Source organism: Nocardiopsis endophytica (assembly GCF_027706725.1).
In the GTDB taxonomy this organism is placed as follows: Bacteria; Actinomycetota; Actinomycetes; order Streptosporangiales; family Streptosporangiaceae; genus Nocardiopsis_A; species Nocardiopsis_A endophytica.
This window is the reverse complement of the sequence record NZ_JAQFWQ010000051.1, coordinates 1-12,723: the sequence shown is the minus strand read 5'-3', so window position 1 is coordinate 12,723 and position 12,723 is coordinate 1. Positions and strand designations below refer to the sequence as shown.

The following is a 12,723-nucleotide window of genomic DNA, read 5'->3' as shown; positions in this document are numbered from 1 at the left end:
CACGGGGCGCGGGCGAGGAGGTCCTACTTCTCGACGACCGCGAGCAGGTCGCGGGCGGAGAGGACGAGGTACTCCTCGTTGTCGTACTTGACCTCGGTGCCGCCGTACTTGCTGTACAGAACGACGTCGCCGACCTTGACATCCAGCGGGATGCGCTTGTCGCCGTCCTCGTCCCAGCGGCCCGGGCCCACGGCCAGGACCTCGCCCTCCTGGGGCTTCTCCTTGGCGGTGTCCGGGATGACCAGGCCGGAGGCGGTGGTCTGCTCGGCCTCGAGGGTCTTGACGACGACGCGGTCCTCAAGCGGCTTCAGGACGGTCTTGGTGGCGGTCGACACGGGTGTGACCTCCCCCTTCAGGTTCGATGATGCGGGACGGCATTCTTGTCAAAAGGGGCGACCACGGCGGCCTGCCGTCGCGGGTGCCAGACCGGCCTCGTCGCGGTTAGCACTCTACCGTCGAGAGTGCCAGTACCGAACATTAGCCCGGCCTCTCGGGCGCGTCAAACAACTGGTCACAGGGGGAAAGCATTGTCCGGGACAGGGCCTGGTGAGCAGGGCGGAGCGGCGCCGGGGGCGCTGGCCGCCCTGCTCACACCGGTGGGTGAGCGGCTGCTGGAGCGGGCCGCCCGGGAGGAGGCGGGCGCCGACGCGCTGCGGGCCGCCACCCGGCTGCGCGCGTTCGCCGAGGAGCTCGCCGCAGAGCACGCGGGCGGGCCGGCCGGGCACTCCCCCGCCGACGCCGCCGCCGCGGCGCTGACCCAGGCGCGCCTCCGCGCACGCGCGCGCGAGAAGTTCGGCGCGCGCGCCGACCGCATGTTCTTCACCCCCAACGGCCTGGAGCAGGCCACCCGGGCCGAGGTGGCGCGGCACCGGGCCGCCCGGTTCGCCTCGGTGCTCGGCCCCGGAGCGCAGGTGGCCGACCTGTGCTGCGGCATCGGGGCGGACGCGGCGGCGCTGGCCGAAGCCGGGCTGCGGGTGGACGCGGTGGACGCCGACCCGGAGACGGCCGCGGTGGCCGCCGCCAACTTCGCGGCGCTGGGCGTGGACGGCCGGGCGCGCGCCCGCGTGGGCACGGTGGGCCCGGACTGGGAGCCCGCCCCGGGGACGGACGCGGTCTTCTGCGATCCCGCACGGCGCGGCAGGCGGGGGCGGGTGTTCGACCCCGACGCCTACTCCCCCGCGTGGGACACGGTGGAGAGGATCGCGTCGGCGGCCCCGGCGGCCTGCGTCAAGGCCGCGCCCGGGCTGCCCTATGAGCGGATCCCGGAGGGGGTGTCGGCCGAGTGGGTGTCGGTCGGCGGCGACGTGAAGGAGGCCGCCCTGTGGTTCGGCGGGGCGGCCGACGGGGCGGCGCGGCGGGCGACCCTGCTGCGCGGCGGCCGCGCCGACACCCTGGCCGGCGGGGCGGAGGAGGCCCAGGCCCCGGTCGGCGGGGTGGGCCGGTACCTGTACGAGCCGGACGGGGCGGTGGTGCGGGCGCACCTGGTGGCCGAGGCGGCCGAACGGGTCGGCGGATCGCTGCTGGACCCCAGGATCGCCTACATCGCCTCCGATGAACACGTGGAGACGCCGTTCTGCCGCGCCTATGAAGTGCACGAGGCGATGCCGTTCTCGCTGAAGCGGCTGCGCGCCGCGGTGCGCGCCCGGGGGGCGGGGACCGTAACGATTAAGAAACGCGGATCGGCCGTGGACGTGGAGCGGCTCCGCCGCGACCTCCGCCCCTCGGGGCCCGGATCCGTGGTGGTCGTGCTCACCCGGATCGGCGAGAAGCCGTTCTGCCTGCTGTGTTCCGAGGTCAGCGCCGCCTCATGAACAAAAGGGACGAAATTCGCTTTCCGGGAATTCCGTGGAACGGCGATGACTCCCGGTGATTCCGGTACTAGCGTTGCAGTGTGGATCTTCCAGGAGGGAAGCGATCTTCGGTACTCGACCGCGGCGAGCGAGGCCCATGTCGTTAAACTGGCCCGCGCGGTCGGCGTCTCCCTTTCGGTGGATGCGTCCGGCGGCGGCCCGCGGGCCCGGTGCGCCCCGGCAGGCCGCCGCGCCCGCGACGGTCACCGCACGCGTTCGACCACTGGCGCTGGGTGATGCGCCCCGCCGCCCCCGCGCCGACGTCCCGACTTCTCCCACCCCCGTCCCTTCCGTCCGGGCCGGGGGCCCTCTTCAGAGCACATAAGGAGCGCCTCGGTGGAACAGAGCAGCCACAACTTCCTCAACGGGGGAGGTCAGACCGGCATCTCCGACCGGATGCGGGACCTGCTGTCCCGGGCCGCCCAGGAGCAGGTCTCCGAGCAGAAGTCCCAGGGGGCCGTCACCGAGGAGATGCGCCAGCGCCTGGAGGGCATGGAATGGCTCCTGCGCGAGTTCCGTGAGCGCGAGTTCACCACGCTGGCCGAGGCGGTCGCCGCCGTCCAGGGCAAGGTCGACGAGCTGGGCGCGCGCCCGCCGGAGTGGGCCGAGACCCTGGCCGAGCACATCGAGATGGTCGGCCAGCGGGTCAAGCCGCTCGCCGAGATCCCGGCGCTGCGGGCCGACGTGCGCGGGGTGGCCGACCACGTCACCACCGCGCTGGACCGGATCAAGGAGCTCTCCGACGACCAGGCCCGCACCCGCACCCGCCTGGACGAGGTCGGCGCCGGGGTCGACGAGCGCGTCGCCGAGCTGGCCGAGCGGGTCGCGTCGCTGGAGTCGGCGCTGGGGTCGCTGGCGGAGGCCGAGCGGACGCGCGCCGAGGAGCTGACCACGGCCCTGGCCGAGCGGCACGACGCGCTGGAGTCCCGGGTCTCGGAGAACCACGAGGCCGTCACCACCGCACTCCAGGAGCAGCGCGAATCCCTGGAGACCCGCGCCGCCGAGAACCACGAGGCGCTCACCTCGACCCTCCAGGAACAGCGTGAATCCCTGGAGACCCGCGCCACCGAGAACCACGAGGCGCTCACCTCCACCCTCCGCGAGCAGCACGAGGCGCTCCAGACCCGGGTCTCGGAGAACCACGAGGCCGTCACCACCGCGCTCCAGGAGCAGCGCGAATCCCTGGAGACGCGCGTCGGGGAGAACCACGAGGCACTGACCACGGCTCTCCGCGAGCAGCGGGAATCGCTGGAGACGCGCGCCACCGAGAACCACGAGGCGCTGACCACCGCGCTCCGCGAGCAGCGCGAGGCCTCCGAGGCCCGCGCCGCCGAGGACCGCGAGGCCCTCACCTCCGCGCTGAACGACCAGCGCGAGGCGCTCACCACTGAGCTCACCACGGCCGCGGCCAAGCTCACCACCCAGAACGAGGAGAACCACGCCGAGGCGACGGCGGCGGTGGCCGACGTGTCCGGCGCGCTGGGCAAGCTGGCCGCCTCCACCGAGGAGCGGCTGGGCGAGCTGCGCACCCACGTGCGCGAGCGCCTCGGCGAGCTGCACGAGCAGCTCGAACTGCACCGCTCGGAGCTGCGCGAGCGCGACGACCAGTACCGCGAGCACCTGGCCGAGCGGCTGGAGGAGACCGCGCGCACCCTGCGCTCGCAGGCCGAGGAGGACCGGGCGGCCGCCGCGGCCGAGCTGGAGTCCCTCAAGGCCGCGCTGGAGGAGGGCATCGGCACGCTCACCGCCCGGACCGAGGAGCACCGGGCGGCGGTGGGCGAGCGCATCGACGGGCACCTGGAGGCGGTCGGCGGCCGGTTCGACACCGGTCTCGGGCGGCTCAGCGACCGGTTCGACACCTTCGAGGGGCACTTCGAGGGCAGCTTCGACGGGGTCAACGGGCGCCTGGAGGGCATCGAGGGGCGCCTCGGCGGGGTCGAGGGCAAGTTCGAGGGGGTCAACGGCCACCTGGACGGCGTCGACGGGCAGATCGACGGTGTGGACGGGCGCCTGGAGGCGGTGGACGACCGGCTGGAGGCGCTCAACCAGCGGCTGTCGCAGCTGCCGTCGGTGATGGAGGTCTCCGAGCTGCACCGGCGGCTGACCGAGCTGGTGGAGCGGCCGGTGGTCGACCACGGCGACCGCCTGGACGCGCTGGAGAAGGCGCTGACCGGCGCGCTGGCCCCGATCGCCAAGGACGTCCAGGCCCGCCCGGACCGCCACGAGTTCGAGGAGGCGCTCAGCGAGGCCGTGGAGACCTCGCACGACGACGTCACCAAGCGGCTGGCGGCGCTGGAGGAGACGATGCTGGCCCTGGCCGAGGCGCTGCTGCGCCCGGGCGGCAAGGACGGCCGCAAGAGGCGCCGCCGCGACGAGGACGATGACGACGACGAGTAACGCCGGGTGACCGGGCAGCCGGGCGGCACCGCGCGGGATGCACGAAGGGGGCGGGCCATCGGCCCGCCCCCTTGTCGTTGCGGTCGGCGACGCGGAGGGGCGCGCGGGTCAGGGGGCCAGGGGCATGGTCACCGGAAGCGAGGTGTCGGTGGCCAGGTCCAGGCGGGACGGGGGCAGCCCGGCGGCCACCACCTCGGCCCCCAGGGCCCCGATCATCGCGCCGTTGTCGGTGCACAGCTTCGGGCGCGGCACGCGCAGTTCCACCCCGGCCTTGGCGCAGCGCTCCTCGGCCAGCGCGCGCAGCCGCGAGTTCGCCGCCACGCCGCCGCTGATCACCAGGTGCTCCACGCCGTTGTCCACGCAGGCGTCGACGGCCTTGCGGGTCAGCACGTCCACGACCGACTCCTGGAAGCCCGCGGCGATGTCGGGCACCGGAAGGTCCTCCCCGGTGCGCCCGGCGTCCTCGACCCAGCGGGCCACCGCCGTCTTCAGCCCCGAGAAGGAGAAGTCGTAGGTGCCGTCGCCCCACTTGCCGCGCGGGAAGCGGATCGCGCCCGGGTCGCCCTCGCGGGCGGCGCGGTCGATCGGCGGGCCGCCCGGGTAGGGCAGCCCGATCAGGCGGGCCACCTTGTCGTAGGCCTCGCCGGCGGCGTCGTCCACCGTGTCGCCCAGCGACCGCACCCGCGTCGCCAGGTCCTCCACCAGCAGCAGCGACGTGTGGCCGCCGGACACCAGCAGCGCCACCGCGGGCTTGGGCAGCGGCCCGTGCTCCAGCTGGTCCACCGCCACGTGGCCGACCAGGTGGTTCACCCCGTACAGCGGCACGTCCAGCGCCATCGCGTAGGCCTTGGCCGCCGACACCCCCACCAGCAGGGCCCCGGCCAGGCCCGGGCCCGCGGTGACCGCCACCGCGTCCACGTCGGAGGGCGCCGCCCCGGCCTTGTCCAGGGCGCGGCGCACCGTGGGCACCATCGCCTCCAGGTGCGCGCGGCTGGCCACCTCCGGCACGACGCCGCCGAAGCGGACGTGCTGCTCCACGCTGGAGGCGACGTCCTCGCCCAGCAGCGTGCAGCCGCGCACCAGGCCCACCCCGGTCTCGTCGCACGACGTCTCGATGCCCAGCACCAGGGGGAGGTCGTCTCGGCTCATCGGATCCTCTCCTCGCCCGACCGCTCCGCCGGCGTCGCCGAGCGGCGCATCACGATCGCGTCGGCGTCCCGGTAGTACTTGCGGCGCACCCCGATCTCGCCGAAGCCGAAGCGGCGGTAGAGCTCACGCGCGCGCGGGTTGTCCGAGCGCACTTCCAGGAACATCTCGGTGACGCCCCGCTCCTGCGCCTCGGCGAGCAGGGTCGTCAGCAGGCGCGCCCCCAGGCCGTGGCCCTGGGCGTCGGCGCGCACCGCGATGGTCTGCACGTCGCCCTCGGGCGGCACCGCGCGCAGGCCCGCGTAGCCGAGCAGCTCGCCGCCGAGGTCGGCGACGTAGTAGTGCCGGGTGGGCTCGGCCAGCTCACCCCGGAGCATGTCCTCGGTCCAGGCGTCCTTGGGGAACAGGGCCCGCTCCAGCACCATGACCGGGGCGACGTCCTCGTTCGCCATGCGGCGGATGCGGACGCCGCTCACGCCTTCCACTGGCCCACCCTCTTCGGCCCGGACGGCTCGACGGCGTCGGGGCGGCGCAGGTACAGCGGCCGGGGCGCATCGAGCTCCTCCCCGGCGAGCAGGCGGCGCAGGGCCAGTTCGCCCAGGGCCGAGGCCGAGGGGTGGAGCGGCTCGAAGGCCGAGGGGTCGCCGGCGGCGTCCGCGCCCCCGCCGCCCAGGGCGTCGGGGTACATGGCCGCGCCGTGGCCGATCACCGGCAGGCCGCCGGTGTCCACCTCGGCGGGGCGGTCCACGGCGATCTCCCCGGTGCGGGTGGAGGCGTCGGCGTACCGGGCCCAGAACACCTCCTTGCGGCGGGCGTCGCTGGCGGCGATGAACGGCCCGGTGCGCCCGGAGGCGTAGGCGATCGCGTCCAGGGTGGGTATCCCGTGGCAGGGCACCCCCAGGGCGTCGGCCAGGGAGAGCGCGGTGGCCAGGCCGACCCGCAGCCCGGTGTAGGGGCCGGGGCCCACGCCCACGGCGATGCGGGCGATGTCGCCCAGCCGGGCGCCGGCCTCGGCCACGACGTCCCGGATCGCCGGGGCGAGCAGCTCGCCGTGCCGGCGTGCGTCCACCGACGAGGAGGCGGCCACGGTGCGGACGGTGTCCGGCCCCCCGTCCCCGGGGGCATGGCAGACCGCGGCCGTGACGGCCGGGGTCGCGGTGTCGAAAGCCAGGAGCAGCACGGTCGACCAGCCTACAGCCGCACGCCGTCCCAGCGGGCGCCGATGCCGGTCAGGCGCACCTCGCGGGTGTCGTCGGGGCGGCGGTCGATGGCCACCTCCAGGCGCTCGTCGCTCAGGCCCTCGGCCACGCCCTCGCCCCACTCCACGACCGTGACCGCGTCGGGCAGGGTCATGTCCAGGTCGATGTCGTCGAGCTCGTCGGCGCCGGACAGGCGGTAGGCGTCCACGTGCACCAGGGACGGGCCGCCCGCGAGCGGGGGGTGGATGCGCGAGATCACGAAGGTCGGCGAGGTGATGGGGCCGCGGACCTTCATGCCCTCGGCGAGGCCCTGGGTGAGGGTGGTCTTGCCCGCCCCCAGCGGCCCGGACATGATGACCAGGTCGCCCGCGGCGAGCACGGCGGCCAGGCGCACGCCCAGGTCGCGCATGGCGGCGTCGGTCGGGATCACGTCGGTCTGCTTCACGGGTACCAGGGTAGGCGGCCCGCACGCGCTCTGGGACCGGAACGGTTCAGGGCGCCCCGGGGCCGGTGTAGGCGCGGGCGACCCGCGGCCCCACCCGGGTGACGATCTCGTAGGGGATGGTGCCGAGGAGGCGCGCCCAGTCCTGGGCGCTCGGCTCGCCCCGCGCGGGGTCGCCGAAGAGCACCGCCCACTCGCCGGGCTCGGCGGTGTCGTCGCCCAGGTCCACGACGAACTGGTCCATGCAGACCGTCCCGGAGATGGTGCGGCGGCGCCCGGCGACCAGCACCTCGGCGGTGTTGGTGGCGGCCCGGGGCACCCCGTCGCCGTAGCCGACCGGCACCAGCGCGAGGTTGGCGGGGGCGGCGGTGGTGTAGCGGTGGCCGTAGGAGACCCCGCTGCCCGCGGGGACCCGCTTGACCAGGGCGAGGCGGGCGCGCATCGTCATCGCCGGGCGCAGGCCGGGCACGTCCATGCCGGGGATCGGGCACAGGCCGTAGGAGGCGATGCCGGGGCGCACCAGGTCGTAGTGGGTCTCGGGGAGGGTGAGGGTGGCGGCCGAGTTCGCGAAGTGGCGCACGCGGGGGCGCAGCCCGGCCTTCTCGGCGATCTCCAGCGCCTGGGCGAAGGCGGAGATCTGCCCGGCGATGGACGGGTGGCCCGGCTCGTCGGCGCACGCGAAGTGCGAGAAGACACCGGTGACCTCGATCTCGCCGGAGGCCTCGGCGGCGGCGGCCGCGGCGGTGAGGGCGGGCCAGTCGTCGGCGGTGACGCCGCCCCGGTTGAGCCCGGTGTCGGCCTTGAGGTGCACCCGCGCGGGGCGGCCCTCGGCGCGGGCGGCGCGGACCACGTCGTCGAGCACGTGCCCGGCGGACACGCCGAGCTCGATGCCGGCGGCGACGGCCGCGCCGAGCGGGGCGCCGGGCGGGAGGATCCAGGCCACGGTGGGCGCGGTGATCCCGGCGGCGCGCAGCTCCAGGGCCTCCTCGACGAACGCGGTGCCCAGCCAGGTGGCGCCGCCCGCGAGCACGGCGCGGGCGGCGGGGAGCATGCCGTGCCCGTACCCGTCGGCCTTGACGACGCCCATCACCTCGGCGCCGCCCGCCCGGCGGGCCAGCAGCGCGGTGTTCTCGGCGATGGCGCCCAGGTCGACGCGGGCTTCGGCGGAGTTCGGTGGCATGGATTCAGTTTTGCACGCTGGGGAAACCGCCCGCGTCACATCGGCGGGGGACGGTGGCGGGAGTCCGTGCCCACGGCGGGACACGGAACGGTTCGCCCGTCCTCCCCGCGATGGTGGGTCGTGTCCCTCGGAGGACACTGTTGGCGATTCTCGTCTGACCGGGCGCGCTCGGACAGGCCGTGCGCCCGGCATCGGCCCCTTGCGCGGCCCGCCGTCGCCCGTCCGGGTCACGACCTGGAACACGCACCCGCACGGATTCGCCGACAGTGTCCGCGGGATGGTGGCATCCCTCCCGGTCGGCCTACCGGTGACGCCCCTGGCACAGGCACGACCCGTCGTCGAGGCGGCGCCTCCGGCCGCCCGCCCCCGCCGGGTGCGGAGGTCACGTCCGCTGGAGTGGTGTGGCCTTCTGATGCTGATCGGACATGAGCGCACGTGCTGACCAGCCGTTTGGTGCTCATGGCGATGCAGATTCGAAATCAGTCACACCACTCGGCAGGACACGACCGGTTCGGACGGCTCGTGCCGCTCCTCACTGCCGCTCGGGACGGCGCGCGACCAGCAGGCACGCCAGCCCGGCCGCCGCGTAGGGAAGCTGCCCCGGCGCCGCCATGCCCAGGATCTCCATGGCCGCCCTGCCCGGGCTGCGCAGCAGTGTCCGCGCCGCGGGGGGCGACCACGGGACCGACCACCCGCCCACGGCAAGAGCCAGGATCGCCGCGGCCCCGATGAGGGCCCAGACCGTCTCCGCGCCCGGCCCGTCGGCCAGGGTGTCGAGCGCCGCCTGGAGCACCGGCAGCGCGTACGCCGCCCCCTGCGATTCCACGGCGAGCGGGGACGGCGCGGGCACGGCGGCGGCCGCCGCGGCCGCGGCCCCGACGACCGCCGCGGCGCCGGCCGCAGGCGCGCCCGTCTCCAGGCGGCGCCGGGCCGCGTCCAGCCGGGCGTGCGAGGGGTACCGGCGCCACGGGCGCCCCGCCGCCCTGGCGGCGCCCATCGCGTGGGCGCGGCGGTGGCGCAGGAAGCGCCAGGAGTCGAAGAGCGCGGACGGGCCCATCCGGGCCGCACGCCCCTGCACCTCCAGTTCGTGGGCCATCGCCGCCACACCGGTCGCCAGCGTCACCGGCACGCGGATGGCGGCCAGCGCCGCCCGGCGGAACACCGGCGCGATGTCGCCCGGAACGCGGACCCGTGCCCGCACCTGCCGCCCGCGGGCGGCACGGGTCAGCCCGGCGAGCGGTTCGTCGCCAGGAAGCGGGGGCGTCGTGTCGGCGGTGGGCCGCATCAGCCGGTGGTCGAGGAGGACGGCGGCGGCCAGCACCGCGAGGAGCATCCACCTCACGAGCGCGCCGTCGCCGGTCAGCGCGGCCAGGAAGAGCCCGACGGGGTCGACGGCCAGCCCCTCCGCGGCGGCGTTGTAGCGGGTGTGGACGACGACGGCGGTACCCGCCGCCAGCACCGGCAGCGCCCACATCCACGCCCCGTGGTAGTGGCGGCCGACCGCGGCCAGCCCGAACGCCCCGGCGATCAGCGCGGTCAGCACCGCGTGCCCGGGGAAGACGGGGCCGTCCGGGACGATCTGGGTCCACCCGGGCAGCAGCGTGAACAGCCCGTGCTCGGCGCCCGCGACGACCGAGCCGCGGCTGGCCAGCGCCGCAAGGCCCTGCTCGGCCAGGTGGAACCCGGCGCCGGAGGCGGCGCCGAGCAGGAGGTAGTCGACGGCGGCCAGGCGGCGGAGTCGGCGGCGCGCGACCGGCCACAGCACCAGCAGCGGCACCAGCTTGCCGATCTCCTCGGTGTAGACGGCCACGTAGACGCCGGCCCCGGCGTCCATCGCCTCCGGGCCGAGTGCGCCGCCGATCGTCTGCTGGACGAACGCGATCGGCCACAGCATCAGCGCGCCCAGCGGCACCATCCGCACCAGGGTGCCGAAGCCGACCGTGCGGGACCGGGCGGGCACCGTGAGCTGCACCAGCAGCCACAGCATGCCGAAGGCGGCCGGGACGGCGGCGGACACGCCGGGGGCGAACGCGGCGGCGATCCCGAGCACGATGAGCAGCGCCCAGCACAGGGCGCCGCGCACCGCGCGGAGCGCGCGGGCGGCGCCGGGGGCGTTCTCGCGCAGCGACCGCCCGCGCTCGGCCAGCGACTCGGCGAGGTCGGGGCCGGGGGCGCGGGAGGTGCGGGCGTGCCTGCCGCCGGGCTCCAGGCACCCGTACCGCGTGGCCGACCGCATCAGCTCGGGGTCGCGCCGGTCCTGGGCCTCCTCGGCGAACCCGGCGCGCACCCCGGGGACGTCGGTGCCCACCACCGCGCGGACGAAGGCGTCGGGCCCGGCCGCGACGGTCAGCTCGTCGGCGGTGACCAGCACGGCCGCCGACAGGTCCTCCACGGCCAGGAGCAGGTCGGTGGGCTCCTCGCCCCACCCGCGGACGACCTCCACGATGCCGGCGGTGGTGGCGGGGGCGTCGGTGACCGGCTCGTAGGCGTGCTCGGCGCGGGTGCGGCAGACCAGGAGCCGCTCCACCCCCATGGCGGCCGCGCCGCGCACGACCGCGTCGATGAGGGCGGTGTCGCGGGGCGCCAGGAAGGGGGCGACGACCTTGCGCTCGTCGTCGGTCCACGCGGTGTCGAACTCGGTGGAGTTGGCGCACACGCGCAGGACCAGGTCGCGGGTGAGCATGGGCTGGACGTCCATCGTCTCCCTCGTGCCGGCTCGGGGGGTGGCCTACGCGTCAGGGGCGCCCACGCTATCGCGGCCCCCTCCGCCGCCGGAAGGCTCGGGCGGCGGGTACGGTCGCGTCCATGGACGGCACGGACACGGACGGTACAGGGTCGGGCGGCGTCGCGGTGCGGGAGGGGATCGTCTTCCCGGACACCGGGGACGGCCGCCGGTGGGTGGTCGGCGCCGTGGTGGTGGACGGGCGCGGGAGGGCCTTCGCCCAGCGCCGCTCCCCCGACCGGAAGGCGTTCCCGAACTGCTGGGACGTGGTGGGCGGGCACGTGGAGCCGGGCGAGACGGCGCCGCGGGCGCTGGCCCGCGAGATCGCCGAGGAGACGGGGTGGCGCCTGCGCTCGGTCGAGGCGGAGCTGTACCGCCTGGTGTGGACCCCGGACGACGGCGTGGAGCGGCACGAGGTCGACTACCTCGTCCGCGTCGACGGCGACCTGTCCGCACCCCGCCTGGAGGAGGGCAAGCACACCGAGTTCATGTGGGTGGAGCAGGGGCGGGAGGACCTCCTCCACGACGACCGCGACCCGGGCGACTACTTCATCGCGGACATCGTCCGCAAGGGCATCACCGCCGCCCACGCCCTGGGCCTAGCGAACGGGGCGAATGGCTCGCCCTGACACGGCCGACTCCGCAGGTACCCCGCTCCGGGCCCCAGCCGAGCGGCGGGTCAGCGGGGTGTGAGGTGAAGGGCGGCGACGGCCAGAACTGGGCGGTTCCCCGGCCCCACCTGCCGTCCGTCTGGTCGCTGGTGGTCCGGGAGGCCGGGCGGCTGAGCTGGTACCCCACTCACGGACCCCACCCGAGCGGCGGCCCGCCGGGGTGCGAGGCGGTCGGCGGCAACGAGGAGAGGCCGGCGCCCCTTCCAGCAGCACTGTCGGCCGTCCGGCGTGTGCGCGGTCACCGTGATGGGCGGCAACGGCCAGAACTCGGCGGTTCCCCGGCCCCGCCTGCCGTCCAGCAGGCCTCTCGCGGTTGAGGTAGGCGGTGCGGCGGGCAGGGTTCGCGCTCTCCGTCGCCCGTGGCGGCCGCCGGTCCCGCCCGGCAAACCCCGGCAAGTCCATGACCTGCACGAACACTCCGCGTTAAGGGCGCGGAGGGGCTGGAAACGCCCTCCGCGACACCCGCCAGGACCCCGCGGCGACGAACACAGCGGTACCAGAACGGGATTCGGGAACAGGATGCCCGGTTCGTGCCTGTTCGGGCGGCCCGGATCGCCGCCCGGGGCGTCGGCACGGCAGCCCACCTGCTCCGGCCACGCACCCACGGGCCACGATGGGCCGATATCGGCTACACCCGGTGACACCGGGCCCAGCAAACGGCCCCGGTGCGCCGTTTAGGGGCCCTCTGGAACCGAATCCCGTTCTGGTACCGCGATGGCCGCGCACCCGCGCCGCCCGCGAGGCCGGTCCGAGTGTCGAACAGGGTGCGGGAGGGGGTCCGGCACCCTTGGAACCGGACAAACCAGGCGCCGGGCCGGTATGGGCTCGCCCGGAACCCGCCTTACGGGCGCCTCGGACACCCCGGGGCCATCCTGGGTCGTAAAACCGACGCCTGATCAGTCAAAAAGCGTCGATTCCACGACACAGGATGCCCGGACCCCTCTCCCGCCGCCCGATATGCCCGGTATGCACCGCCCAGGCGGCCCTCCCCGCGATGATCTCGGGGAACCCGGGGTTAAAACGGACACGATAACCCCGACTTCCCCGAGATCAACACCAATGCGCCCCGCACCGCTGCCCCCGCGATGATCTCGGGAGAAACGACGCTAAAACCGG

Annotated in this window: 10 protein-coding genes; 3 read left to right on the top strand and 7 right to left on the bottom strand. The window is 75.3% G+C overall.

Features of this window, described 5'->3' with window-relative positions:
- Nucleotides 1-23 precede the first annotated feature (23 nt).
- Nucleotides 24-335 carry a co-chaperone GroES gene (gene groES, locus O4J56_RS17650; RefSeq protein ID WP_184392486.1) on the bottom strand — a complete coding sequence of 104 codons (312 nt, stop codon included), beginning with the start codon at nucleotides 333-335 and terminating at the stop codon, nucleotides 24-26.
- 192 nt (nucleotides 336-527) lie between these two features.
- Between groES and O4J56_RS17645 the strand changes: the two genes are divergently transcribed.
- Together O4J56_RS17645 and O4J56_RS17640 are read left to right on the top strand one after the other, a co-directional pair.
- On the top strand, nucleotides 528-1,811 hold the full coding sequence (locus tag O4J56_RS17645; protein ID WP_270687054.1) for a THUMP-like domain-containing protein: 1,284 nt from the start codon (nucleotides 528-530) through the stop codon (nucleotides 1,809-1,811).
- Between the two features lie 375 nt (nucleotides 1,812-2,186).
- On the top strand, nucleotides 2,187-4,247 hold the full coding sequence (locus O4J56_RS17640) for a coiled-coil domain-containing protein (protein ID WP_270687053.1): 2,061 nt from the start codon (nucleotides 2,187-2,189) through the stop codon (nucleotides 4,245-4,247).
- 108 nt (nucleotides 4,248-4,355) lie between these two features.
- Here the strand turns inward: O4J56_RS17640 and tsaD are convergent, their stop codons facing one another.
- The 6 genes from tsaD to O4J56_RS17610 form a co-directional block, all read right to left on the bottom strand.
- Nucleotides 4,356-5,396, bottom strand: a complete 1,041-nt coding sequence (tsaD, locus tag O4J56_RS17635) for a tRNA (adenosine(37)-N6)-threonylcarbamoyltransferase complex transferase subunit TsaD (RefSeq protein WP_270687052.1) — start codon at nucleotides 5,394-5,396, stop codon at nucleotides 4,356-4,358.
- A complete protein-coding gene (gene rimI / locus O4J56_RS17630) occupies nucleotides 5,393-5,845 on the bottom strand; it encodes a ribosomal protein S18-alanine N-acetyltransferase (RefSeq protein ID WP_270687051.1) in 453 nt (150 codons plus the stop codon). Before rimI ends, tsaD begins: the two co-directional genes overlap by 4 nt.
- A gap of 20 nt (nucleotides 5,846-5,865) precedes the next feature.
- Nucleotides 5,866-6,573, bottom strand: coding sequence for a tRNA (adenosine(37)-N6)-threonylcarbamoyltransferase complex dimerization subunit type 1 TsaB (gene tsaB / locus O4J56_RS17625; protein WP_270687050.1), 708 nt, complete (start codon nucleotides 6,571-6,573; stop codon nucleotides 5,866-5,868).
- Between the two features lie 11 nt (nucleotides 6,574-6,584).
- Complete coding sequence (tsaE, locus tag O4J56_RS17620; protein WP_270687048.1) at nucleotides 6,585-7,037, bottom strand: tRNA (adenosine(37)-N6)-threonylcarbamoyltransferase complex ATPase subunit type 1 TsaE; 453 nt, start codon at nucleotides 7,035-7,037, stop codon at nucleotides 6,585-6,587.
- Between the two features lie 46 nt (nucleotides 7,038-7,083).
- On the bottom strand, nucleotides 7,084-8,214 hold the full coding sequence (gene alr / locus O4J56_RS17615) for an alanine racemase (RefSeq protein ID WP_270687047.1): 1,131 nt from the start codon (nucleotides 8,212-8,214) through the stop codon (nucleotides 7,084-7,086).
- 532 nt (nucleotides 8,215-8,746) lie between these two features.
- Nucleotides 8,747-10,912 (bottom strand): PrsW family intramembrane metalloprotease, encoded by a 2,166-nt coding sequence (locus O4J56_RS17610; protein WP_270687045.1) that lies wholly within the window; start codon nucleotides 10,910-10,912, stop codon nucleotides 8,747-8,749.
- Between the two features lie 107 nt (nucleotides 10,913-11,019).
- Between O4J56_RS17610 and O4J56_RS17605 the strand changes: the two genes are divergently transcribed.
- The gene (locus O4J56_RS17605) at nucleotides 11,020-11,565 is read left to right on the top strand and encodes an NUDIX domain-containing protein (RefSeq protein WP_270687044.1); all 546 of its coding nucleotides are present in this window, start codon (nucleotides 11,020-11,022) and stop codon (nucleotides 11,563-11,565) included.
- The last annotated feature ends 1,158 nt before the right edge of the window (nucleotides 11,566-12,723 follow it).

Coding starts and splice junctions, on each gene's coding strand:
- tsaD (WP_270687052.1), bottom strand. CDS start 5,396: ATGAGCCGAGACGACCTCCCCCTGGTGCTGGGCATCGAGACGTCGTGC.
- rimI (WP_270687051.1), bottom strand. CDS start 5,845: ATGGCGAACGAGGACGTCGCCCCGGTCATGGTGCTGGAGCGGGCCCTG.
- alr (WP_270687047.1), bottom strand. CDS start 8,214: ATGCCACCGAACTCCGCCGAAGCCCGCGTCGACCTGGGCGCCATCGCC.
- O4J56_RS17610 (WP_270687045.1), bottom strand. CDS start 10,912: ATGGACGTCCAGCCCATGCTCACCCGCGACCTGGTCCTGCGCGTGTGC.
- O4J56_RS17605 (WP_270687044.1), top strand. CDS start 11,020: ATGGACGGCACGGACACGGACGGTACAGGGTCGGGCGGCGTCGCGGTG.